12 protein-coding genes and 3 rRNA genes are annotated in these 24,982 nt (G+C 67.5%); 9 read left to right on the top strand and 6 right to left on the bottom strand.

Annotated elements, in window-relative coordinates:
• The first annotated feature begins 132 nt into the window (after positions 1–132).
• From OG587_RS25920 to mctP, 4 genes are all read left to right on the top strand, one after another.
• Positions 133–1,323, top strand: coding sequence for a cytochrome P450 (locus OG587_RS25920; RefSeq protein ID WP_329079647.1), 1,191 nt, complete (start codon positions 133–135; stop codon positions 1,321–1,323).
• A gap of 42 nt (positions 1,324–1,365) precedes the next feature.
• On the top strand, positions 1,366–2,082 hold the full coding sequence (locus OG587_RS25915; RefSeq protein WP_329079645.1) for a TetR/AcrR family transcriptional regulator: 717 nt from the start codon (positions 1,366–1,368) through the stop codon (positions 2,080–2,082).
• 453 nt (positions 2,083–2,535) lie between these two features.
• Complete coding sequence (locus OG587_RS25910; protein ID WP_329079643.1) at positions 2,536–2,778, top strand: DUF3311 domain-containing protein; 243 nt, start codon at positions 2,536–2,538, stop codon at positions 2,776–2,778.
• 4 nt (positions 2,779–2,782) lie between these two features.
• Positions 2,783–4,378 carry a monocarboxylate uptake permease MctP gene (gene mctP / locus OG587_RS25905; RefSeq protein WP_329079642.1) on the top strand — a complete coding sequence of 532 codons (1,596 nt, stop codon included), beginning with the start codon at positions 2,783–2,785 and terminating at the stop codon, positions 4,376–4,378.
• A gap of 56 nt (positions 4,379–4,434) precedes the next feature.
• Here the strand turns inward: mctP and OG587_RS25900 are convergent, their stop codons facing one another.
• On the bottom strand, positions 4,435–7,761 hold the full coding sequence (locus tag OG587_RS25900) for a PQQ-dependent sugar dehydrogenase (RefSeq protein WP_329079640.1): 3,327 nt from the start codon (positions 7,759–7,761) through the stop codon (positions 4,435–4,437).
• A 184-nt stretch (positions 7,762–7,945) separates the two neighbouring features.
• Positions 7,946–9,121 (bottom strand): sugar phosphate isomerase/epimerase family protein, encoded by a 1,176-nt coding sequence (locus OG587_RS25895; protein WP_329079639.1) that lies wholly within the window; start codon positions 9,119–9,121, stop codon positions 7,946–7,948.
• Positions 9,122–9,870: 749 nt separating this feature from the next.
• Here OG587_RS25895 and OG587_RS25890 point away from each other — a divergent pair.
• Positions 9,871–11,010: a serine hydrolase domain-containing protein gene (locus OG587_RS25890; protein WP_329079637.1), complete on the top strand. Its 1,140-nt coding sequence runs from the start codon at positions 9,871–9,873 to the stop codon at positions 11,008–11,010.
• Between the two features lie 108 nt (positions 11,011–11,118).
• On the opposite strand, the gene rrf is transcribed toward OG587_RS25890, so the two are convergent.
• The 3 genes from rrf to OG587_RS25875 form a co-directional block, all read right to left on the bottom strand.
• Positions 11,119–11,235 (bottom strand): 5S ribosomal RNA (gene rrf, locus OG587_RS25885).
• Between the two features lie 82 nt (positions 11,236–11,317).
• Positions 11,318–14,443 (bottom strand): 23S ribosomal RNA (locus OG587_RS25880).
• A 426-nt stretch (positions 14,444–14,869) separates the two neighbouring features.
• Positions 14,870–16,393: ribosomal RNA gene (locus tag OG587_RS25875) — 16S ribosomal RNA — on the bottom strand.
• Together the 16S, 23S and 5S rRNA genes form the textbook arrangement of a ribosomal RNA operon.
• Positions 16,394–17,374: 981 nt before the next feature.
• On the opposite strand from OG587_RS25875, the gene OG587_RS25870 reads away from it, so the two are divergent.
• The 3 genes from OG587_RS25870 to gndA all read left to right on the top strand — a co-directional run bounded on the left by OG587_RS25870 (position 17,375) and on the right by gndA (position 22,134).
• Positions 17,375–18,631, top strand: a complete 1,257-nt coding sequence (locus OG587_RS25870; protein WP_329079635.1) for a glycosyltransferase family 4 protein — start codon at positions 17,375–17,377, stop codon at positions 18,629–18,631.
• Positions 18,632–18,789: 158 nt separating this feature from the next.
• Positions 18,790–20,466 carry a serine/threonine-protein kinase gene (locus OG587_RS25865; protein WP_329079633.1) on the top strand — a complete coding sequence of 559 codons (1,677 nt, stop codon included), beginning with the start codon at positions 18,790–18,792 and terminating at the stop codon, positions 20,464–20,466.
• A gap of 237 nt (positions 20,467–20,703) precedes the next feature.
• Positions 20,704–22,134, top strand: a complete 1,431-nt coding sequence (gene gndA, locus OG587_RS25860; protein ID WP_329079631.1) for an NADP-dependent phosphogluconate dehydrogenase — start codon at positions 20,704–20,706, stop codon at positions 22,132–22,134.
• Between the two features lie 61 nt (positions 22,135–22,195).
• On the opposite strand, the gene OG587_RS25855 is transcribed toward gndA, so the two are convergent.
• Positions 22,196–22,801 carry a TetR/AcrR family transcriptional regulator gene (locus OG587_RS25855; protein ID WP_329079629.1) on the bottom strand — a complete coding sequence of 202 codons (606 nt, stop codon included), beginning with the start codon at positions 22,799–22,801 and terminating at the stop codon, positions 22,196–22,198.
• A gap of 73 nt (positions 22,802–22,874) precedes the next feature.
• Here OG587_RS25855 and OG587_RS25850 point away from each other — a divergent pair, with 73 nt between their 5' ends.
• Complete coding sequence (locus OG587_RS25850) at positions 22,875–24,926, top strand: HelD family protein (protein WP_329079627.1); 2,052 nt, start codon at positions 22,875–22,877, stop codon at positions 24,924–24,926.
• Positions 24,927–24,982 lie beyond the last annotated feature (56 nt).

Below are 24,982 nucleotides of genomic sequence, written 5' to 3'. Positions count from 1 at the left end.
CGGGAAGGGGACGGTGCGCCGTCTCGGCGCCACGCAGGACACCGGACGACCGCCCGGATCCTTTGCAGCTAATCGATAGGTTGCTATCGTTTTTATGGAGCAGTCAGGACGACGAGTCATCCAGGGGGTTGTATGAGCGAGTCTCCGACGCTACCGCTGCACATGCGGCGGGCGGGGTTCGATCCGGATCCGGAGCTGGGAGCACTGCGGGACGGGGAGGGGGTCAGGCTCACCAGGACACCGCTGGGCGTCGACGCCTGGCTGGTGACCCGCTACGAGGACGTGCGCGCGGTGCTGAGCGACGCGGAGCGGTTCAGCAACGCCCGGATGGTCAATTTCCAGCTGCCCGGCGTCCAGCGGAGCGAGGAGGAGCTGGCCGCGATCCGCGCGGGCAACCTGCTCGCCTTCGACCCTCCCGAGCACACCCGGCTGCGCCGGACGCTGACGCCGGAGTTCACGCTCCGCCGGATGCGCCGGCTGGAGCCGCGGATCACGCGCATCGTCGAGGACCACCTGGACGCGATGGAAAGCGCCGGGTCCCCGGCCGACCTGGTGTCGTCGTTCGCGCTGCCGGTCCCCTCGCTGGTGATCTGCGAGCTGCTGGGCGTGCCGTACGCCGACCGGGAGGACTTTCAGCGCAGGACCGGCCGGTTGCTCGACGTGTCGGCGCCCATCGAGGAACGCATGGCGGTGCAGGCGGAGTCGCGCGCCTACATGGCCGAGCTGGTCGCCCGCGCCCAGGCCGACCCGGGCGAGGAGCTGCTCGGCACGCTGGTACGCGAGCACGAGGACCTGACGGCGGCCGAGCTCGTCGGCATCGGCGGCCTGCTGCTGCTGGCCGGCCACGAGACCACCGCCAACATGCTCGGGCTGGGCACGCTGGCACTGCTGCGCAACCCCGAGCAGCTGGAGCTGCTCAAGAAGGAGCCCGAGCGCATCGACGCCGCGGTGGAGGAGCTGCTGCGCTGGCTCAGCATCGTCCACTCCGGCACCGTCAAGACGACCACCACGGAGGTCGAGCTCTCCGGCCGGCGGATCGGGCCCGGCGAGCTGGTGATGTGCGCGCTGCCTGCCGCCAACCGCGATCCCGGGTTCCTGCCCGACCCGGAGGCGCTGGACATCACCAGGGGCGCACCCGGCCACGTGGCCTTCGGCCACGGTGTGCACCACTGCCTGGGGGCGCCGCTGGCGCGGATGGAGATGCGCATCGCCTTCCCCGCGCTGTTCAAGCGCTTCCCCGAGTTGCGCGCGATCGAGCCCGACGCGCACTTCCGCTCCTTCAGCGTCGTGTACGGTCTGTCGTCCCTGCGCGTCGCCTGGTGACCGCCACCGGACGGCCGTTCGCGGGCTGCTAGCGTTTGGCGTGTGCCAGAGCAGCGACATCGCGCCGATGCCCTGCGCAATTCCGACAGGATCGTCCGGGCGGCGATCGCGGCTCTGCGGGAGACCGGCGCGACCGTCTCCCTGGAGGAGATCGCCCGCCGGGCCGGTGTCGGGATCGCCACCGTCTATCGGCGGTTCGGCGACCGCGACGGGGTGATCCTGGCCTGTTTCGAGACGTACTTCGCCGAAGAGGTGGAGCCTCTCGCGCTGGCCGCCCGCGAGACCGCCGACCCCGGCCGCGGGCTCACCGAGGCCCTCGCGGCCATCACCGACACGCTGGCCGCCCATCGGGCTTTGCTCACCGCCGCGCGGGAGGCCGGCGCGTTCACGGTCGCCGTCGCCGAGCGGTTCGCGGAGCCGCTCGGCGACGTGCTGGCCCGCGCCCAGCGGCGTGGGCTGGTCCGTGCCGATCTGCAGGTCCGCGACCTGGCGGCGATCGTGGTGATGGCGCTGGCGACCGTCTACCGGGCCGACCACGACAGCGCCGACCACCGGCGCTACCTGGCGCTCCTCATGGACGGCATCCGCCCGTCGGCCGAGCCGCTCCCCCGTCTCTCGTCTCCCCGCCGCTTCGGCGGGGAGGAGGACCGCGCGCGCGAGGAGGAGCCGCCCGCCGCCGAGAGGGCCGTTCACCCGCCGAAGGTGGCCGTCGAACGCCACCCCGAGAGGTCGGGACACGGTCGCCCACCGGCCGGATGAGAGGGCCCGCGGTCGCCCGTCGGCCGGGGAAGAGCACCGCGGAGTTCCCGGCGACGTGCGCCTGCGCGCGCCCGTCAGCCGCGACACGCTCATGACCGGGGCTGGACGCCATCCCGCGACGATTTCCGAGCTGGCCGAAGCGCCGGGTGACGCGGCACGTCGGCGGAGCCGACGGCACCGCGCGGGGCCGCGCGCCATCCTGTCGGACGCGTCTTTACGAGACTCACTCGATCATGTCAAGGAAGACGCGCCGGGGATTCGGTGACCGGCGGGAACCCGGCGGCGAAGTGGACCCGCCTCCAGCGGACGGCACCCGTGACCTGGCCGGGAACCTCGGCGGCGGAGCCGGGCTACCGCTCGTCGCGCCACCCGCGCCACTCGGCGCTCGGTGACCCGAATGAAACGACCGTGTAATTACGCTGCCGGTCAGCCGAAGGGGATGATCCTGTCCGGGTGTCCCTTCTCCACTTCGAGGAGATCGTGTTGACCACTCCAAACGGGGACCGGAGCGACCGCAGCCCATGGAACTGGCTGCTTATCGTGCCGATCATCCTACCTTTACTCCCTCTTCTCTACAATTCCCATGAACCCCGGCTTTTCGGTTTCCCGCTGTTCTACTGGCTCCAGCTCGCCTTCATCGCGGTCGGTGTCACGTGCACCACGATCGTCTACCAGATGACGAAGCGGCGGCGGTGACCTGATGGAAGCTCACCTGACAGAGATCATCATCTTCTCCGTGCTGTTCCTGGTGGTCAGCGGCATGGGGTTCGTGGCCGCGCGCTGGCGCCGCCCGGAGAACCTGGCCAGCCTCGACGAGTGGGGGCTCGGCGGCCGCAACTTCGGTTCGTGGGTCACCTGGTTCCTGGTCGGCGGCGACCTCTACACCGCCTACACCTTCGTGGCCGTACCCGCCCTGCTCTGGGGCGCGGGCGCGATGGGCTTCTTCGCGGTGCCGTACACGATCGTGGTCTATCCGATCGTGTTCCTGGTGCTGCTCCGCCTCTGGTCGGTCTCGCACGTGCACGGCTTCGTGACCCCGGCCGACTTCGTCCGGGCCAGGTTCGGCTCCCCCACGCTGGCGCTGCTGGTCGCGATCACCGGCATCGTCGCGACGATGCCCTACATCGCGCTCCAGCTCGTCGGCATCGAGGCCGTGCTGAAGTCGATGGGGGTGACCGGCCACCTGCCGATCATCATCGCGTTCGCGATCCTGGCCGCGTACACCTACCAGTCGGGCCTGCGGGCCCCGGCGCTGATCGCGTTCGTCAAGGACACGCTGATCTACATCGTGATCCTGGTGGCGATCTTCGCGATCCCCGCCCAGATCGAGGGCGGCTGGTCGGGCATCTTCGACGCCGCCCAGGCCAAGTTCGACGCCAGTACCGTCCTCAGTGACGGCACCCTGCTCAACGCGAACAACCAGCTGCAGTACATCACGCTGGCCCTGGGGTCGGCGCTCGCGCTGTTCCTCTACCCGCACAGCATCACCGGCGTGCTCGCCTCCAAGAACCGCGACGTGATCAAGCGGAACATGTCGGCGCTGCCCGCCTACAGCCTGCTGCTCGGCCTGATCGCGCTGCTGGGCTTCATGGCCATCGCGGCCGGGATCAAGCCCATCGGCACCGACAACAACACGATCGTGCCGCAGCTGTTCGACAAGATGTTCCCCGACTGGTTCACCGGCGTCGCCTACGCCGCGATCGGCATCGGCGCGCTGGTCCCGGCGGCCATCATGTCGATCGCCGCGGCGAACCTGTTCACCCGCAACATCTACAAGGAGTACCTGAAGCCGGACGCGAGCGACGCCGACGAGGCCCGCGTCTCCAAGATCACCTCGCTGCTCGTCAAGGTCGGCGCGGTGCTGTGCATCCTGTTCCTGGACACCGGCTTCTCCATCGACCTGCAGCTCATCGGCGGCGTCATCATCCTGCAGACGCTCCCGTCGGTGGCGCTCGGCCTCTACACCCGCTGGTTCCACCGGAGTGGCCTGATCGCCGGATGGGTCGCCGGCATGGGAACCGGGATGCTCCTGCTCTACAACATCGGCAACCCGGCCACCGGCAAGCTGCACTTCGCCGGGTCGGCGTTCCCGCTGGAGAAGCTGGGCCTGGACACCAAGATGACGATCTACGCGGGCATCATCGCGCTCGCGGCCAACCTGGCCGTCGCCGCGCTCGGCACCGTCATCGCGCGTTCCGCCAAGGTGGCCGAGGGCGACGACTCCACCAAGCCCGATCACTACCTCGCCGACGAGGGCGACCCCAGGATCAAGGACCTGGACCTCACCGCCCACTGACGCCTCCACACCGAACGCGGGGGGAGAGCCGGTCGGGCCCTCCCCCCGCGCCCGTGTCAGCCGCCGGCCGGGGCGCGCAGCTGCGCGATCAGCGCCTTCCCGTCCCGGACGAGCACGTCACGCGCCTTCGTGTCGGGCACCCAGAGCTTGAGGCGGGCGAGTGTCACGAAGACCTCCAGCGACACGATCGCGGCCTTCGTCCTTCCCGCCTGCGCGTGCTTCCCGGCCTGGTCGAGCTGGACACCGAGCAGGACTCCCCGCACCGAACCCTCCGCCTTGAAGCGGTCGAGGAGCTTCCGCACGTCGGCGAAGGAGGTCGTCACCTCGAACGCGACGGCCTGTTTCGTGACGTGACCCGCCCTGTCCTTCGCGGTGACGGTCAGCGTGTGCGCGCCGAGCGCCAGCTGTGACAGGGCGAGCGGCTTGCCGGAGACCACCTGCAGGTCGCCGATGGCCGCCGTCACGCTCGCCGTCCCCGACGCCGCGTCGGCCGCCGAGAAGACGGGCGTGACGGACGCGGAGTCGCCGTACTTACCGGGCTGCACCCCGCTCACGGACAGGACCGGGGCGGTCTTGTCGATCTTCGCCGTGACGGTGCCGACCTGCGAGACGTTGCCCGCGTTGTCGGTCGCCCGGTAGCGCACGATGGCCGTCCCGTCGGCGGTCAGGGTGACCGGATTGTTGGCGTTCAGCCACGTCGTACCGCCGTCGAGCGAGTACTGCCGGCTCGCCACCGTGCCGTTGTCGGTCGCGGTGACCGTCAGCGTGACGTTGCCGGTGTACCAGCCGTTCTCCCCGCCCGGCTGGGCCGGGGCGAGCGTGGCCGACACGGTCGGGGGCGTCTCGTCGGAGACCCCGTCGCCCTGGAAGGTGAACCCGTCGACCTCCACGCCGCCGGTCGAGGTGACGTAGAGCCTGCCGCTGCCGGTCGGGGCACCGGTGAGCGCGGTGTCCACGCTCTGCCAGCCCGATCCGGCGGGCACGGTGACGGTGGCGAACGGATCCGCCGTCTCCGAGCCCCATCGCAGGGACAGCGTTCCCGCCCCGGAGGCGCGGGTCCTCACGCCGGTGACACCGGCGAAGTTCACCGGGTCGTACGCGATCCAGTCACCGGCGTCGAACGACGTGATCTTCGCCAGGCCGGACGCGCTCTCGTCCTCCACCCTGGTGACGCCGCTGCTCGCGTCCGCGTGCTCGGCCTGCAGTTCCTTGGGGTTGAGGATGAGCGTGGCGTCGCCGAGCGCCCCGGGGATGTCACCGGCGCCGTTGTCCCGGTAGCTCACGACGACGACGCCGAAGATGTTCTCGGTCTCGCCGTGCTCGGGGGCGTCGGCCGGTGTCGGCCACGCGCCCGAGCAGCCCGAACCGAGGGTCTCCGGATGCGCGTGCGCGTCGTGGCCGAGACCGAAGGTCCACTGCACCCGGCCGCACACCGGGGTGTCGCCGTCCTCCCTGTCGGAGACCCTGATCTGGAACGGCACCGCGTCGCCCCAGTTGAAGAAGGCGCCGTTGCCCGGCGTCTGGATGGTCACCTCGGGCGCGGTGTTGCCCACGGTGATCTCGGTGGAGGTGAGCCCGAACTTGCCCTGCGCGTCGGTCACGCGGAGCCTGGCGGCGTACTGCCCGAGCGCGGGGTAGGTGTGCGAGACCGTCACGCCGGTGGCGTCGAAGGTCCCGTTGCCGTCGAAGTCCCACTCGTGGCGCAGCGCGCCCGGCTCGGCGTCGGTGGACGTCTCCGCGCTGAACGCGACGGTCAGCGGCGCGGAGCTGCCCGACGTCGGCTTGGCGACGATCTTCGCCTGCGGTGTCTTGTTCCCCTCGGCGTAGTCGATGCGGTAGAGGCCCGCGTCGGGGTTGGCGCGGAAGAAGCCGTCACCGTAGTCGAGCACGTACAGCGACCCGTCGGGGCCGAACTCCATGTCCATCGGGCTGTCGGTGATCGGCATCGCCGCCGTGGTCAGCGCGCCGTTGGGCAGGAAGTGTTCGAGCTTGGTCACCGGCCCGTCGGGCGCGGTCACGGTGAACGCCGCGAGGTAGTCCTGGGAGAACTCGCCGTAGAAGAACTTCCTGTCCCAGTACGCCGGGAACTTCGTCGTCGACGGGTTCGCCGCGTCGTAGTGGTAGACGGGGCCGCCCATCGGTCCCTGGCCGCCCGCCGGCTCGAAGTCGGTGAGCCCGGCCCACTCCGCGGGCTGGTGGGTGTTGTTGTCGCCGTAGTAGAGATCCGCCGGGGTCGCGGCCGGCAGCGTGGCCAGGCCGGTGTTCCAGCGGGAGGTGTTCGTCGGCCCTCCCGCGCAGTCGAACCACTCGCGCGGCGTCGAGGTCGCGAAGTTCCAGTCGTTGTAGTTGAAGTTGTTCCCGGTGCAGTAGGGCCAGCCGCTGTTCATCGGCCTGTCGATGGGGGTGACGTTCCACTCGACGTAGCCCAGGGGCCCGCGGGCGGGGTCGGCCGCCCCGGCGTCGGGGCCGTAGTCGCCCCAGGAGACCGTGCCGGTCACGTCGTCGACGTCGATCCTGAAGGCGTTCCGCACACCCGTCACGAAGATCTCAGGACGCGTCTTGGCCGTTCCCGGCGGGAACAGGTTGCCGGCCGGGACGGTGTAGGAGCCGTCCTCCTTCACCGTGATCCGCAGGATCTTGCCGCGCAGGTCGTTACTGTTGCCCGCGCCGCGCCGCGCGTCGAGCCCGGGGTTCATCCCGGGGGCGTCGTTGTTGGGCGCCATGCCGTTGGCCCCGGGCGTACCCGCCGGGGTGTTGTCACCGGTGACGAGGTAGAGGTTGCCCTCGGCGTCCCAGTCCACGTCGCCCGCGACGTGGCAGCACTGCCCGCGCTGCGCCTCGACCTTGATGATGACCTGCTCGGTGGAGAGGTCCAGCGCGTCACCGGTCCACTTGAACCGCGACAGCTGGTTGTAGCCCTTCCACTGGTTCCAGTACGACTCGTCCGCGCCCGCGGGCAGCGAGTTGGGCGCCGACCCGGTGGGGGTCGTCTCCGGATACGGCGCCGTCATCGTCTTCGGCGCGTAGTAGACGTAGACCCACTTGTTCTCGGCGAACTCGGGGTCGATCGCGATCGTCTGGAGGCCGTCCTCGGAGTTCGCGTAGACGGGGATCGTGTTGATGACCTTGGTGACGCCGGTGGCTCCGTCGGTCAGGCGGATGTCACCGTTGCGGGCGGTGTGCAGGACCCTCTTGTCGGGCAGGACAGCCAGATCGATCGGCTCGCCGACGTTCTTGGTCAGTGTGATCTTCTCGTAGTTCGACCAGTCCGTGGGCCCGTCCTGGACGGCGACGTGGGTCTGTGCGGGCGCGGCGCCGGGCACAGCCAGGGGGAACAACAGGGCGGCCAGTGCGCCGCCGAACATGGCGCGGGTACGCTTCAACTTCCTGAGCCTCTTCTTCAGGGGGGTGTCAGGACATGGCGGGCCGCCACGCGTGCCGCGGCAACGGCTTCGATCACGTGGCGGTCCGCCGAACCCGTCGGATCCTTCTCCGCGGATCCTTCCTCGGGTGTTTCTTCGATCCTCGGGTGTTTCTTCGAGATGTGTCCGGCCGTTCGCCCGGCTCTCAGCGGCGACGGCGCAGGGCTGCCAGGTTCTTGTAGCTGAGGTCGGCGTACTGGAGCGAGCGGCCCGGCTCCGCGGCCCCTCCGGGGGCGTTGTCCTGCTCGTACATGGGGTTGTGGCGCCTGGCGATGTCCAGCTTGGAGAAGAAGGCGCCGTAGTCGATGTCACCGGTGCCGAACGGCACCATGTCGTAGCCGTTGCCGGTGGCCGTGTTGGACTTCCCGTCCTTGGCGTGGAACAGCGGGAACCGCTTCTCGTTCTGCCGTACGAGCTTCAGGGGGTCGAAGATGTCGGTCCTGGTGGAGCCGTTGCGCGCGACGTACGAGCGGTGCTTGTACTGCGCCACGTGCGCCCAGAAGATGTCCATCTCGAGATAGACGTGCCTGCGGTTGGTGATCCGCAGGAAGTACTCCAGCTTCCGGACGCCCGAGGAGCGGGTGGGCCGGCCCAGTTCGTCGAGCGGGCCCTCGTCGAGGAGGAAGCCGTACGCCGCGTCGTGGTTGTGCGTGTACAGCTTGAGACCGGCGGCCGAGGCGATCGACCCGAGGCCGTTCCACTTCTGGGCGGCGAGGTCCCAGTCCGCCTTGTAGGCGCTGTTGGTCGGGTCGCCGCCGGTACCCACGTGCTCCATGCCGAGGATGTTGGCGATCTCCAGGGTCAGCTTGAAGCGGTCGAGGTCGGCCTGGGTGAGCGGCCAGGAGCCGGGGATGAAGCCGTGGTTGCCCTGGGCCTTGAGCCCGTTGTCGTCGAGCCACCGGCGCAGCAGCCTGGCGCCCTCGACGGTCTCCAGGTTCGCGCCGCCCTCGGCGTTCGCGTGCTGGCCGTAGCCGGCGAACTCCACCTGCTTGTAGCCGATCCGCGAGAGCTCCTCGAACACGCGCCGGAAGCCGGCCGGCAGGTTCGTCGCCGGGTCGCGGGAGATCACGTCACGGACGGTGTAGAGGATGATGCCCCGCTTGACCTCGGGCACCAGCGGGTCCCGGTGGCCGTGGCCCTGACCGCGCTCCTGGTCACCGCCGGGGGACGCGTACGCGGGCGACGCGAGCGAGCCCACCGCCGACACGGCGGCCACCGCGGTGACTCCCGTCGTGGCGGCGAGGAACTGACGGCGGTTCAGGCCGAACCTGCGGCGCAGCGCGCCCGCGACCTCGTCGATCTCTTCTTCGTGTGCACTCATGGTTTCCTACCTTCGTGTGGGTGGATGGAGCCCGTGGTTCCCGGCGCCTCAGCCGAGTGACCGCCGACTCCTTTCCGCCGCAGGTCGGCGGTCCTGCCCGGCGGGTCACCTCTTCGAGGAGATCCGCCCGCGAACCCGCCGGCCGACTCACTTCGCCCTCTTGATGTTGTGCAGAGAACTTGGCGTGGAAGTTACGCGGCTTCTGCCCTTTTTGGAAGAACTTTTGTCATGATCACTTGAACTTTCTACGGTCAACGACCGAAGTCACCCTGGCGCACACCCCCGCCCACCGGGCTCCGCCGCACCCCCGAACGGGGGATCTTCCCTGATGAGCCGGGGTGGCCGTTCGGAGAATGTCGCAATAGACTTGGTTTGTAACGATATGAGCAGATAACTCCGCCAGACGACCCTCCGCGACACCTCCACCCGGCCGGACCTGCGACTCGCCGATCAACCCGCGAGCCGTCTCGCCACGAACGGTCACCGAGCCCATCCGGCGGGCACTTTGGTTGAGAAACCTGAAACTTTCGCTCATAATCGACAGAAGCGGCGGGTCGCGAGCGAGACCGAGCGGTGGGAGGCGTGCCGGGCGCCGGATCTCCATCGGGCGGGCTTTCCCGTTCGCCTCGATGGCTGTAGCGTCCTGACATCCTTCCCGTCCGAAGGCGGGGGGTTCCGCGTTCGTTCCGCCTTTGAGGAGAACCGATGACCCCGGCGAGGACCACGCGGAACGAGAAGGGAACCGCCGGATGCGCGCGACCGGACTCGGAGCCGTCTCGCTGGTGATCACGCTGACCGCCTGCGCCCCGATCTCCGACGCCGCCTCCCCTTCATGGACAAGCCCCGCACCCGCGTCCTCCGAACGGCCACGTACCCCCTCGACACCGGAACCGCCCGGATCGGCCTCCGCCCTCCAGACGATCACGGACGACCTGGTGGTGGCGGCCGGATCTCCGGGAGCCGTCGTGCACGTCCGCGACGACGGAAGGGTCCAGGAGGCCGCCTCCGGGTTCGCCGACCCCGCCACGCGCACTCCGATGCGGGTCGACCACCGCTTCCGGATCGCGAGCATCACCAAGACGTTCACCGCGACCATCGCGCTCCAGCTGGTGCGCGAACGGCGGCTGGCGCTCCGCGACACGCTCGGCGAGCTGCTTCCCGGCGTCCTTCCCGGTGCCGGCCGGGTGACCGTGGAGCAACTGCTCACCCACACCAGCGGGATACCGGACTATCTCACCGACTCCCGCTTCACGGACGCCGTCGTCGACGGCGGCATGCACACGCGCGACTGGCCACCGCGGGAGCTGCTCGGCTACGGCGGCAGACCCGGCAGGAGCGGGGTGAACCGATACTCCAACGGCAACTTCATCCTTCTCGGCCTCATCATCGAGAAGGTCACCGGCCAGAGCTACGCCGAGGTGCTCCACGAGCGCGTCACCGAGCCCCTGAAGCTGCGCGACACCGAACTGCCGCTAGATCTACGGCCACCCGGGCTCGCCACGGGCAGACAGGGCGACGGCCCCGGAGCGACGGTCGTGAACTCCTCGATCTTCTGGTCCGCGGGCGGGCTGGTGTCGACCGCGGGGGACGTGGGCGCCTTCTACGAGGCACTGTTCGGCGGGAAGCGGGTCGTGTCCGGCGATCCCGCCAGGAGGCCAGCCCTGAAGCGACTGCCCGAGGGGGCCGCGCTGAAGCGCGCGGGCGGCCTGGGCGTCTTCGCCGACAGGCTGCCGTGCGGCACCCGGGTGTGGAACCACTCCGGGATGGTCTACGGATACTCGGGGATCGCCATGAGCAGCGAGGACGGCCGGCGCCAGGTGGTGATCCAGCTCAACTCCCCGGCGGCGGGACAGGCGATCGCGGCGGCGGGAAGGCTCATGTGCCGGTGAACCGTCCGACGGCTGGGTGGAATCCCTCCCGGAAATCCAACCCCAGGGCCCCGGACCCTGGAAAGCACAAAGGCCCCCACCAAAGGTGGGGGCCTACGTGAAACGATTGTCCGGCGGTGACCTACTCTCCCACACCGTCCCCGGTGCAGTACCATCGGCGCTGAAGAGCTTAACTTCCGGGTTCGGAATGTAACCGGGTGTTTCCCCTTCGCCATAACCGCCGTAACCCTATGAAACACACAAACCAATGTTTGTTGTCTCAGAATTGCGTAGTGGACGCGAGCAAGACATGCAAGCATGTTGCTTTGTGGTCAAGTCCTCGGCCTATTAGTACTGGTCAGCTCCACACATTACTGCGCTTCCACTTCCAGCCTATCAACCCGGTCGTCTACCGGGAGCCTTACCCACTCTCATGGTGGGAGACCTCATCTCAAGGCGAGCTTCCCGCTTAGATGCTTTCAGCGGTTATCCCTTCCGAACGTAGCCAACCAGCCGTGCTCCTGGCGGAACAACTGGCACACCAGAGGTTCGTCCGTCCCGGTCCTCTCGTACTAGGGACAGCTCCTTTCAAGTCTCCTGCGCGCGCAGCGGATAGGGACCGAACTGTCTCGCGACGTTCTAAACCCAGCTCGCGTACCGCTTTAATGGGCGAACAGCCCAACCCTTGGGACCTACTCCAGCCCCAGGATGCGACGAGCCGACATCGAGGTGCCAAACCATCCCGTCGATATGGACTCTTGGGGAAGATCAGCCTGTTATCCCCGGGGTACCTTTTAGCCGTTGAGCGACGGCGCTTCCACATGCCACCGCCGGATCACTAGTCCCAGCTTTCGCTCCTGCTCGACCCGTCGGTCTCACAGTCAAGCTCCCTTGTGCACTTACACTCGACACCTGATTGCCAACCAGGCTGAGGGAACCTTTGGGCGCCTCCGTTACTCTTTAGGAGGCAACCGCCCCAGTTAAACTACCCACCAGACACTGTCCCTGATCCGGATCACGGACCGAAGTTAGACGTTCAAAACGACCAGAGTGGTATTTCACCAATGACTCCACCACCACTAGCGTGATAGCTTCACCGTCTCCCACCTATCCTACACAAGACGTTCCAAACGCCAATGTCAAGCTATAGTGAAGGTCCCGGGGTCTTTCCGTCCTGCTGCGCGTAACGAGCATCTTTACTCGTAGTGCAATTTCGCCGGGTCTGCGGTTGAGACAGCGGGGAAGTCGTTACGCCATTCGTGCAGGTCGGAACTTACCCGACAAGGAATTTCGCTACCTTAGGATGGTTATAGTTACCACCGCCGTTTACTGGCGCTTAAGTTCTCAGCTTCGCACACCAAAGTGCACTAACCGGTCCCCTTAACGTTCCAGCACCGGGCAGGCGTCAGTCCGTATACATCGTCTTACGACTTCGCACGGACCTGTGTTTTTAGTAAACAGTCGCTTCCCCCTGGCCTCTGCGACCCCCACCAGCTCAGAGCGCGAAGCTCATCACCAGCGAAGGCCCCCCTTCTCCCGAAGTTACGGGGGCAATTTGCCGAGTTCCTTAACCACAGTTCACCCGATCGCCTTAGTATTCTCTACCTGACCACCTGAGTCGGTTTAGGGTACGGGCCGCCACGACACTCACTAGAGGCTTTTCTCGGCAGCATAGGATCACCCACTTCGCCACAATCGGCTCGGCATCACATCTCAGGATACATAAGAGGCGGATTTGCCTACCTCTTTCCCTACATGCTTACCCCAGGACTACCATCGCCTGGGCTGGGCTACCTTCCTGCGTCACCCCATCGCTTACCTACTACCAGTTCAGGCCAGGCGTTCACCCTCACCCCAAGCCCGAAGGCTCAAGGGGGTTAAGGACCCTTAGTATCACTGGATTCAGTATTGGCGCATCGTAGCGGGTACGGGAATATCAACCCGTTGTCCATCGACTACGCCTGTCGGCCTCGCCTTAGGTCCCGACTTACCCTGGGCGGATTAGCCTGCCCCAGGAACCCTTGGTCATCCGGCGCAGAAGTTTCTCACTTCTGATTCGCTACTCATGCCTGCATTCTCACTCGCACAGCCTCCACAGCTGGATCACTCCGCTGCTTCCCCGGCCGCACGACGCTCCCCTACCCATCCACACACCTAAACCACAAAGGCTCGGTACATGTGTGAATGCCACGACTTCGGCGGTGTACTTGAGCCCCGCTACATTGTCGGCGCAGAATCACTTGACCAGTGAGCTATTACGCACTCTTTCAAGGGTGGCTGCTTCTAAGCCAACCTCCTGGTTGTCACTGCGACTCCACATCCTTTCCCACTTAGCACACGCTTAGGGGCCTTAGTCGGTGGTCTGGGCTGTTTCCCTCTCGACTACGGAGCTTATCCCCCGCAGTCTCACTGCTACGCTCTCACTTACCGGCATTCGGAGTTTGGCTGACGTCAGTAACCTTGTCGGGCCCATTAGCCATCCAGTGCTCTACCTCCGGCAAGAAACACGTAACGCTGCACCTAAATGCATTTCGGGGAGAACCAGCTATCACGGAGTTTGATTGGCCTTTCACCCCTAAACACAGGTCATCCCCCAGGTTTTCAACCCTGGTGGGTTCGGTCCTCCACGCGGTCTTACCCGCGCTTCAACCTGCCCATGCCTAGATCACTCCGCTTCGGGTCTACAGCATGCGACTCAAACGCCCTATTCAGACTCGCTTTCGCTACGGCTCCCCCACACGGGTTAACCTCGCCACACACCATAACTCGCAGGCTCATTCTTCAAAAGGCACGCAGTCACATCACAAACAAGGCGAACCTCGTTTACGCTCCTACGGCTTGTAGGCACACGGTTTCAGGTACTATTTCACGACCCCTCACCGGGGCGCTTTTCACCTTTCCCTCACGGTACTTGTTCACTATCGGTCATCAGGGAGTATTTAGGCTTACCAGGTGGTCCTGGCAGATTCACACAGGATTTCTCGGGCCCCGTGCTACTTGGGATCCCCTCAAACAGTCCAACCAATTTCGCCTACCCGACTCTCACGGTCTACGGCGCAACTTCCCAGAAGCTTCGACTATCGGAAGGATTTCTAACTGTCTGGAGAAACGGCAGTTCCTCCCAGAGGGTCCCACAACCCCGCAAACGCAACGCCTGCCGGCTATCACACGCCTACGGTTTAGCCTGATCCGCTTTCGCTCACCACTACTCACGGAATCACTATTTGTTTTCTCTTCCTACGGGTACTGAGATGTTTCACTTCCCCGCGTTACCACCAACCGCCCTATACATTCAGGCGGAGGCAACACCACATGACTGGTGCTAGGTTTCCCCATTCGGACATCCCCGGATCAAAGTCTGGTTGGCGACTCCCCGGGGCTTAACGCAGCCTCCCACGTCCTTCATCGGCTCCTGATGCCAAGGCATCCACCGTGTGCCCTAAAAAACTTGGCCACAAAGATGCTCGCGTCCACTATGCAAATCTCAAACAACAAACAGCGACCAAACCACACCCGCCACCAACACCCACCACCACACACAAAACATGCGCAGCTGTGAACTGGTCTGACAGGAGGTCGGCCCCGCACGAGGCAAAACAGACACCCACCCCGAACCCGGGGCAGGCACCAGGGCCACCACCAACCGGCAGCAGCCCCGAACATGGTCCGTTTCCTCAGGACCCAACAGTGTGTTCGAACCAGCCCAACCCCTGAAACCGTCGTTCCCACTCCCTCCGAAGAGGGCGGTACTAGCCGGCCAGCGACCAAGCCGATCCGAGTAGCCAGTGCTCCACTAATGAGCGTGCCGAGCGTGAGACGTTCGCTCACGAACACGGCGTAGACCCCCACAGCTTGCGCCATGGAAGCCGGTGCTCCTTAGAAAGGAGGTGATCCAGCCGCACCTTCCGGTACGGCTACCTTGTTACGACTTCGTCCCAATCGCCAGCCCCACCTTCGACCGCTCCCCCCAGACAAGCTGGTTGGGCCACGGGCTTCGGGTGTTGCCGACTTTCGTGACGTGACGGGCGGTGTGTACAAGGCCCGGGAACGTATTCACCGCAGCGTTGCTGATCTGCGATTACTAGCGACTCCGACTTCATGGGGTCGAGTTGCAGACCCCAATCCGAACTGAGACCGGCTTTTAGGGATTCGCTCCACCTTGCGGTATCGCAACCCTCTGTACCGGCCATTGTAGCATGTTTGCAGCCCAAGACATAAGGGGCATGATGACTTGACGTCATCCCCACCTTCCTCCGAGTTGACCCCGGCAGTCTCCAATGAGTCCCCACCACCCCCGAAGGAGCGTGCTGGCAACATTGAACAAGGGTTGCGCTCGTTGCGGGACTTAACCCAACATCTCACGACACGAGCTGACGACAGCCATGCACCACCTGTCACCCAGTCCGAAGAGGCACCCATCTCTGAGTGTTTCCGGGCGATGTCAAGCCTTGGTAAGGTTCTTCGCGTTGCGTCGAATTAAGCAACATGCTCCGCCGCTTGTGCGGGCCCCCGTCAATTCCTTTGAGTTTTAGCCTTGCGGCCGTACTCCCCAGGCGGGGCGCTTAATGCGTTAGCTACGGCGCGGAAACCGTGGAAGGTCCCCACACCTAGCGCCCAACGTTTACAGCGTGGACTACCAGGGTATCTAATCCTGTTCGCTCCCCACGCTTTCGCTCCTCAGCGTCAGGTAAGGCCCAGAGAACCGCCTTCGCCACCGGTGTTCCTCCTGATATCTGCGCATTTCACCGCTACACCAGGAATTCCGTTCTCCCCTACCTACCTCTAGCCAGCCCGTATCGAATGCAGACCTGGAGTTAAGCCCCAAGCTTTCACACCCGACGTGACAAGCCACCTACGAGCTCTTTACGCCCAATAATTCCGGACAACGCTTGCGCCCTACGTATTACCGCGGCTGCTGGCACGTAGTTAGCCGGCGCTTCTTCTGCAGGTACACGTCAACTTCGTCCCTGCTGAAAGAGGTTTACAACCCGAAGGCCGTCATCCCCCACGCGGCGTCGCTGCGTCAGGCTTTCGCCCATTGCGCAATATTCCCCACTGCTGCCTCCCGTAGGAGTCTGGGCCGTGTCTCAGTCCCAGTGTGGCCGGTCGCCCTCTCAGGCCGGCTACCCGTCGTCGCCTTGGTAGGCCATTACCCCACCAACAAGCTGATAGGCCGCGAGTCCATCCCCAACCGAAAAACTTTCCACACACCAACGATGCCGTCATGTGTCATATCCGGTATTAGACCCAGTTTCCCGGGCTTATCCCAGAGTCAGGGGCAGGTTACTCACGTGTTACTCACCCGTTCGCCGCTCGAGTACCCCGAAGGGCCTTTCCGCTCGACTTGCATGTGTTAAGCACGCCGCCAGCGTTCGTCCTGAGCCAGGATCAAACTCTCCAAACAATGTCTGAACAGTCCTTACCCAGCTGAAAGCACCCACCACACATGGTGGATGTAATCAACCAAAGGAATCCATCCCCCACCCGAAAAGAGTGGTAGGACGGGGTTGTGCTTCATGCACTGGCTTTTAACACACTGTTGAGTTCTCAAGAAACGGACGCGTACACCATCACCCTGACCCGACCAACCAGCCGACCAGAACTCCGGGGCGTTCGTTTTTATTCTGTTCTGTTCTTTCGTTGTGCCTTTATTCTTTCAGGCCCGCTTTTTCGTGTCAAACCGACCCGATCCGGCTTACCTGTTTCAGAATTTACAGCTTCCCCTTTCGGGGCAACCGTTCTAACCTACTCGATCGTCTGATTCATGTCGAATCAGACCCCTTCGGGGACAAAGATCCCGTAAGGATGAAGATCGTATAGAGAGGATCCCGAGGCCCCGGCGTCACCGCCGTCTCCCTCGGGTCTGGTGAACTTTATGAACCCCGACCCGCATCGTCAAATCAACCGCCCCGCGAGAGGAAAACCGATTACCCGGAGGGGACGACAGGCCGCTCGCTTGCGCGGTGATGATCCTTGCCGCTGCCGCTCGTAGGCTGGTCCCTCGGCCTGGCGAGGAAGACGCTTCCCCGCTCCCCTCCTCAGGCCGTCGCGGAGTTCATGCCCTCGCCCCACGGGCACGGCACGGGGAGCGGCGCCGTGCCCCTGGGAGAGCCTCGCCTGGGCGGCACCGCTGGACACCGTCCACCTCGTCACCCCCTGAGCGCCGCGCCACGCTCGGGTACACGGCCGGCTGTCCCGCTTCGGCGAATGACGAGCGGCGAGAAACAAGAGCACCGGAAGCACAAACAGCTTGCCGGACAGTGATCAGGATGTCGTTCTGTGCGCGCTTTAGGGGAAAGCGGCTCCGGGAAGATGAGGAGCAGGGGGCGAGAGGCGGGGGGCTCTCAGAATGCCGGGGACGTCGGGGAAGGTCCGGAGACAGGCCATGCGCGCGGCGTTCCGGCTGCTGCGGGCGCTCAACGCGAGGCGGGCGCAACACGCTCCGGCCCCCGACATCGGAACGATCCGCATCCTGCTGCAGCACGCGTACGGGATGGGCGGCACGATCAGAACCGTGCTCAACCTGGCGGGTCACCTGGCGCGCGAGCGCGACGTGGAGATCGTCAGCGTGGTCCGGACGGCGAAGGAGCCGTTCTTCCCCATCCCGCCGGGCGTGCGGGTGTCGTTCCTTGACGACAGGACCCGGCGGCGGGGTCCGGTGGCTCGGCTGCTGTCGCGCCTGCCAAGTGTCCTGATCCCGAGGCAGGAGAACATCCACCCGGCGGTCTCGCTCCGGACCGACCTGCTCATGGTCCGTTTCCTGCGGTCCATGCGCACCGGCGTGCTGATCTCCACCCGGCCGGGGTTCAACCTGATCACCGCGCTGTTCGCGCCGCCGGGTGTCATCACCGTCGGCCAGGAGCATGTGGCCCTCGAGGTGCACGCCCCGGAGGTCGTCCGGCTCATCAAACGGCGCTACGGCAGGCTGGACGCCTTCGTCACCCTCACCCAGACGGACCTGGAGCACTACCGCAGGGTGTTGAAGGCGCCCCCGGGGCGGCTGCTGCACATCCCGAACGCCGTGACCACGCTGACCGGCGACATCTCGAAACTGGACGAGAAGGTCGTGATCGCCGTCGGCAGGATGGTGTACGCCAAGGGCTTCGACCTGCTGGTCAAAGCGTGGAAGCCGGTGTCCGAGGCACATCCGGACTGGGTACTGCGCCTCTACGGGCGCGGCAGGCCCGAGGCCGAGCGGAGGCTCCGCGACAGGATCGAGGAGGCCGGGCTGTCGGACACGATGCTGCTCATGGGCAGTTCGCCGGAGATCGGTCTGGAGCTGGCCAGGTCGTCGATCCACGTCGTCAGCTCGCGCTACGAGGGGTTCAGCATGACGATCCTGGAGGCGATGAGCAAGGGTGTGCCGGTGGTGAGCTTCGACTGCCCGCACGGCCCCGGGGAGGTCGTCGCGCACGAGCACAACGGGCTGCTGGTTCCTCGGAAGAGGCCCGCGGCGCTCGCCGGGGCGCTCTGCCGGCTGATCGAGGACCGTGAGCTGCGCCGCGAGCTCGGCGGCAACGCCGTGCTGACGGCCGCCGGCTACGGTCTCGACGTCATCGGCGCCCGCTGGGACGCGCTCCTGGCGGAGCTCGGCGACGGACACCCCGCCGATCCCGGGCACCGCCCACCCGACCAGACATGACAGACGTCCCGCCGATCCCGGGCACCGTCCACCCGACCAGACATGACAGACGTCTCACCGGTCACGGACGCCATTTGCCTGACCAGGGATAAGGGAATACGCACGTAGTTCGCGTTGGAAACTCCGGTAATCTGCCGCTCGTCTTCAGGAGGTGGCAGGTGGCCGGAGCTGGCGCCTTTGCGGTACCGGGATACGAGGTGTCCGGGGTGCTCGGCCAGGGCGGTTTCGGGATCGTCTACCGGGCCAGGCAGCTGGCGGTGGAGCGTGAGGTCGCGCTCAAGGTGGACAACCGGGTGCTGGTCTCCGAGCGGGACCGGCGCCGCTTCATGCGTGAGGTGACCTCGGCCGGCGCCCTCTCCGGTCACCCGCACGTCGCCCATGTCTACGACGCGGGGGTCCTGCCCGACGGCCGGCCGTACATGGTCCTGGAGCTGTGTCCCGGCGGGTCGCTGCTGGACCGGATGCGGGCCGAGAAGCGGCTGCCGCCGGCCGAGGTCGCCGACATCGGCGTCCGGATCGCCGACGCCCTGTCGGCCGCGCACGCCGCCGGAGTGCTGCACCGCGACATCAAGCCCGCCAACATCCTGATCAACCGGTACGGCAACGTGGTGCTCTCCGACTTCGGTCTGGCCACCATGCCGTCCTCGGGCAGCGAGGCGTCGGTGACCCGGGAGTCCCTCACCCCCGCCTACGCCCCGCCCGAGGCGTTCGAGCTGACCGAACCCGCTGCCGCCAGCGACGTCTACTCCCTCGCCGCCACGCTGTACGCGCTGCTCTCCGGGCGTCCGCCGCGCTTCCCCGAGAGCGGCGTGGTCAACATCGCGGTCATCATGGCCCTGCATCGCCTGCCGATCCCCGAGATCCCGGGGGTGCCTCCGGAGCTGACCGCCGTGCTCAGGGAGGCCATGGCCACCGACCCCGCGCGGCGTACCCCCTCGGTGGCCGCGCTGCGCGACGCCCTCACGGACCTGCGCCTGGAGGGGAGCGGCCCGGCCCACCGGTCCCTCGCCCCGCGCCCCGCCCCCTCTCCCCCGGTGTCTGGGCAGGGGGCGGCACCCGCGTCGCCGTACGCCACACCGCCGGGGCAGGGGTCGGCACCCGTATCGCCGTACGGCACACCGCCGGGGCAGGGCGGGCCGGGCGGGGATCCGGTGCGGTCGCATCTGACGTCGCCGGGCGTGAAGGGGCTCTCCGGTACCCAGTCTCCCGCGGTGACCCCGGCGCATCCCGCCTCCTCGAACGTGCGGGTCTTCGTCGCGGTAGCCGCGGCCTTCGCGATCCTGCTGCTGGCCGGGGTCGGGCTCATGTACATCGAGAACCGCGACCAGGCCCCGCCCGCCGGGCAGCGGGCACTCCAGGGCGGCGGCGGGAGCGCGGCACCGGAGTCGGGCGCGTCCGCGGCGCGCGAGAACCCGGAGGTTCCCACGGTCACGACCGCCTGCCCCGCCACGGCGGTGGCGGGCGCGGGAGCCGCGTGCGTGGCGGAGGCCGAGTGCTGGGGCGGCCTCGTCGCGATCGCGGGCGACGCCACGGCAAAGCGGATCGGCTGCGAGGAGTCCCACTCGTGGGAGACGTTCGCGATCGCCCCGCTGCCGCGGGACTCGCTCACCTACGACCTGGCGGCCCTGGAGATGCATCCGACGGTGAAGAAGGTGTGCTCGGCGCAGATCATGCTCTCCTCCCGGTACGGCGACGCCCGCGGGATCGGCCGGGCCAGGTGGCGGAGCACGGTCCTGCCGCCCTCGAAGGAGCAGTTCCAGGGCGGCGCGCGGACCTATCGCTGCCTGGGCGGGGTCCTCGGCTCGGAGGCTCCCGGAACCCTGTTCCGCCGCTGATCCCGGGGATTCCCCGCTGGTTCCCCGCCCCCGCTCAGGGCTCCCGGCACCGGCCGGCGGGCGGGCACGGGGTCGCTCGATCGCGTCCCCGCTCCCGCCGGACGCGGGAACCCCGTGGGGACCGGCGATTCGCGAAACCGTACGGCGCCGGCGCCCTTTCGCCGGTGCCCTCTTCGTACCTTTGATCGGCGGTGGGTGCAAACTGGCATCCTTGGACACGACAAAGGAGTGTCAGAGATGACTCAGGCTCAGATCGGTGTGACAGGACTGGCCGTCATGGGGGCGAACCTCGCCCGCAACCTGGCCAGGCATGGGCACTCGGTAGCGGTACACAACAGGTCCCAGCACAGGACCAAGGCACTGATCGAGGAACACGGGGACGAGGGAACCTTTGTCCCCTGTGAGACTCCCGAGGAGTTCGTCGCGGCGCTGGAGCGCCCCCGGCGCATTCTGATCATGGTGAAGGCGGGTGCGCCGACCGACGCGGTGATCGAGGAGTTCGCCCCCCTGCTGGAGCCGGGCGACATGCTCGTGGACGGCGGGAACGCGCACTTCCTCGACACGCGCAGGCGCGAGGCCGCGCTGCGCGAGCGCGGCATCCACTTCGTCGGTGCGGGGGTTTCCGGCGGCGAGGAGGGCGCGCTGCTCGGGCCGAGCATCATGCCCGGCGGCTCGAAGGAGTCGTACCAGGCGCTGGGCCCGCTGCTGGAGGACATCGCGGCGAAGGTGGACGGCGTGTCCTGCTGCACGCACATCGGCCCCGACGGCGCCGGGCACTTCGTGAAGATGGTGCACAACGGCATCGAGTACGCCGACATGCAGCTCATCGCCGAGGCCTACGACCTGATCAGGCAGGGACTCGGCCGGACCCCGGCGGAGCTCGCGGACATCTTCGCGGAGTGGAACGAGGGTGAGCTGTCCTCGTACCTGATCGAGATCACCGCCGAGGTGCTGCGCCAGGTCGACGCGGCCACCGGCAAGCCGCTCGTCGACGTGATCGCCGACCGGGCGGAACAGAAGGGCACCGGCCGCTGGACGGTGCAGATCGCGCTGGACCTGGGCGTTCCGGTGAGCGGCATCGCCGAGGCGGTGTTCGCCCGCTCCCTGTCCGGCCACGCGGACCTGCGGAAGGCCGCGCGCGGTCTGCCGGGACCGTCGGGCGTACCCGCCGGGGCCGTCGGCGAGGACTTCGCCGAGGACGTGCGGCGGGCGCTGTACGCCTCGAAGATCGTCGCCTACGCCCAGGGGTTCGACCAGCTCAGGGTCGGCAGCACCGAGTACGGCTGGGACCTCGACCTCGGCGCGCTGGCCACGATCTGGCGGGGCGGCTGCATCATCCGCGCCGTCTTCCTCGACCGCATCCGCGAGGCGTACGCGGCGGAGGACAAGCCGGTCACCCTGCTCGCCGCGCCCTACTTCGCCGAGGCGCTGACCCTGGCTCAGGACTCGTGGCGGCGGGTGGTGGCGAAGGCCGCCGAGCTGGGCATCCCGGCGCCCGGCTTCTCGACCGCGCTGGCCTACTACGACGGGCTGCGCGCCGAGCGCCTGCCCGCGGCCCTGATCCAGGGCCAGCGTGACTTCTTCGGCGCGCACACCTACGAGCGGGTGGACCGCGAGGGTTCCTTCCACACCCTGTGGTCGGCCGACCGCACGGAGGTCGAAGGCTAGTACTCCGGGGGCGGAGTCCCGCCCCCGCCCGCTCCCATCCCCGCGTCGCGCTCAGTCGCGCTCAGGGGAGTTCGGGGAGCAGGGCGAACGCGCGGTCCGCGGCGGCGACGGCCGAGGGGTGGGTCTCCTCGGCCGTCGCCCCCTCGACCAGCGCCTGCCAGTTCCGCCGGGCCAGCACCCGCTGCGCGGCGAGGACCTGACCGGCGACGAGCAGCGCGGTGAGCTCGTCCGTGACCTCGGCGAGCGCGGTGGCGAGAGCCCCCTCGTCGACGGCCATGTAGTGGAACACCCGGGCCGCGAGACTGGGCGTGGAGAAGACCATCCGGTGGTAGGCGAGCACCTGGGGATGGTCGTTGAGCCCCGTCACGGGGTCGCGCCGCTCAAGCCCGGCCAGGAAGTGCCGGTGCAGCGCCGCCAGCGGCGCCTCGCCCGCCCCGCGCTCGCGGACGACCCGGGCGGCCTCTCCCTGATGGTCGGAGATCCGGTGCAGGACGAGGTCCTCCTTGGTCGGAAAGTATTTGAACAGGGTCGGCTTGGAGATGCCCGCCGCCGCCGCCACCTCGGCGACCGGCACCTCGTCGAACCCGCGCTCCAGGAAGAGCGTGATCGCCGCCGCCGAGATCGCCTCGTGGACCTGCTGCCTCTTGCGTTCACGGAGTCCTGTCACGCGTTCCAACCTAACAGAAGCGCAACTCGGTTAATATCTTAACCGAGTTAAGCTTTTTTGAGGGGGATGTGCGATGACCGAGACGGGACTCGACGACGAGCGGGCCTATCTGGCGGAGTGCGAGGCGGCCATGCGCCGGATGATCGAGGGCGCGCGGCTGAACGTCGTCATCGGCGAGCGGGTGGCGGGCGACCGCTACAGCGCGGAGCGGCTGGGCTACCACCTGAAGAGCCTCGCCAAGGAGCTGGACGAGCAACCGGACGGCCCGCCGTTCTTCGGCCGCCTCGACTTCGGTGCCGACTCCGGCGAGCACCGCGGGCAGCGGTACTACATCGGCCGGCGCCACATCTCCGGCGGCACCGGCCGGCAGCCGATGGTGATCGACTGGCGCGCTCCCGTCTCCAGGGCGTTCTACCGGTCGAGCGCCCGCGACCCGCGAGGGGTGTCCGTACGACGCCGCTTCGGCTGGTCTCGGAGACCGGTCGCACTGACCGGCTTCGAGGACGAGCGCCTCGACCTCGGCCAGGACCTGGGCACCGCGAGCCGGATCGTGGCCGCCGAGATCGAGCGCCCCCGCGTCGGGCCGATGCGCGACATCGTGGCCACCATCCAGCCCGAGCAGGACGAGCTGGTCCGCGCCGGACTGGACGAGTCGATCTGCGTCCAGGGGGCGCCCGGTACGGGCAAGACCGCCGTGGGACTGCATCGGGCCGCCTACCTGCTCTACACCCACCGGCAGCGGCTCGCGCGCGGGGGCGTGCTGATCCTCGGCCCCAACCGGGCGTTCCTGGGCTACATCTCGGCGGTGCTCCCGGCTCTGGGCGAGGTCGACGTCGAGCAGACGACCGTGGAGGGACTGCTGGAGCGGGGGCCGCTCCGAGGTGCCGACGGTGAGGAGGCCGCGGCCGTCAAGCACGACGTCCGTATGGCGGAGGTGCTGCGCCGGGCGCTGTACGAGCGGGTGACGGCTCCCGCGGACCCGATCGCCGTCCCCGACGGCTCCTACCGCTGGCGGGTGGGGCGGGAGGAGTTCCGCGACATCGTGGACGGCGCCCTGCGGGAGGCGACCCCGTACGGCGTGGGCCGCGAGCGCGTGCTGTCGCGTACCGTGGCCGTCCTGCTGCGGCAGGCGGAGGCGCGCGGTCAGGTGACGAACGCCGCCTGGACGCGCCGGATGGCCAGGGCGGTCACCGGGCACGTCGACGCGGTGTGGCCCGCCGTCCGTCCCGAGGAGGTGGTGGCGGAGTTGCTCGGCGATCCCGCGGCGCTGGCCGTGGCCTCGGACGGGATCCTCACCCTCGGCGAGCGGTCGGCGATCCTGTGGGCCAGGCCGCCGCGCTCGTTCAAGAGCGCCCGGTGGTCGGCGGCCGACCTCGTGCTCCTCGACGAGGTCTCGGGGCTGCTGGAGCGCCCGAGGGGGTACGGCCACGTCATCGTCGACGAGGCGCAGGACCTCTCGCCGATGCAGTGCCGCGCCGTCGCCCGCAGGAGCGAGCACGGCTCGATCACGGTGCTCGGCGACCTGGCGCAGGGCACCACGCCGTGGGCGGCCCTGGGCTGGCGGGACCACCTGGCCCACCTGGGCAAGCCTGACGCGGGACTGATCGCCCTGACCACGGGTTTCCGGGTGCCCGCCGCCGTCGTCGCGCTCGCCAACCGCCTGCTGGAGGAGCTGGCCGTGGACGTGCCCAGGACCCGCTCGTTCCGTACGGACGGCCACCTGCGGGTCCGCCGGGCACCCGACCTCACCGCGGCCGTGGTCACCGCGGTACGCGACGCGCTCGGCCATGACGGCTCGGTCGCGGTGATCGCCGCCGATGCGACCCTCGGCACGCTGGTGGCGGCGCTGAGGACGGCGGGGGTCGAGATCGCCACCCTGGACGAGGGAGACGACGGGGGTGGCGGCGGGGCCCGGGTCACCGCTGTCCCCGCGTCGACGGCGAAGGGCCTGGAGTACGACCACGTGGTGGTGGCCGAACCGGCGGGGATCGCGGGAGCGGGGGCGCGGGGCCCCAACGTGCTCTACGTCGCCCTGACCCGCGCGGTGTCGCGGCTGGACGTGCTGCACGCCCTCCCGCTCCCGGCCTGGTTTCCCCGCGAGGCGGGGACCGGCCACGTCGGCTGACCTCGCTTTCCGCGCGATAGGTTTCGCATTAAATACCCCTTTCGTCCGTTATTGCC

This window comes from Streptosporangium sp. NBC_01469, assembly GCF_036227305.1.
GTDB lineage: Bacteria > Actinomycetota > Actinomycetes > Streptosporangiales > Streptosporangiaceae > Streptosporangium.
Note: the sequence above shows the minus strand (reverse complement) of the source record. Positions and strands in the feature narration are given on the sequence as shown.

Coding starts and splice junctions, on each gene's coding strand:
- OG587_RS25850 (WP_329079627.1), top strand. CDS start 22,875: ATGACCGAGACGGGACTCGACGACGAGCGGGCCTATCTGGCGGAGTGC.
- OG587_RS25890 (WP_329079637.1), top strand. CDS start 9,871: ATGCGCGCGACCGGACTCGGAGCCGTCTCGCTGGTGATCACGCTGACC.
- gndA (WP_329079631.1), top strand. CDS start 20,704: ATGACTCAGGCTCAGATCGGTGTGACAGGACTGGCCGTCATGGGGGCG.
- OG587_RS25920 (WP_329079647.1), top strand. CDS start 133: ATGAGCGAGTCTCCGACGCTACCGCTGCACATGCGGCGGGCGGGGTTC.
- mctP (WP_329079642.1), top strand. CDS start 2,783: ATGGAAGCTCACCTGACAGAGATCATCATCTTCTCCGTGCTGTTCCTG.
- OG587_RS25895 (WP_329079639.1), bottom strand. CDS start 9,121: ATGAGTGCACACGAAGAAGAGATCGACGAGGTCGCGGGCGCGCTGCGC.
- OG587_RS25870 (WP_329079635.1), top strand. CDS start 17,375: ATGCGCGCGGCGTTCCGGCTGCTGCGGGCGCTCAACGCGAGGCGGGCG.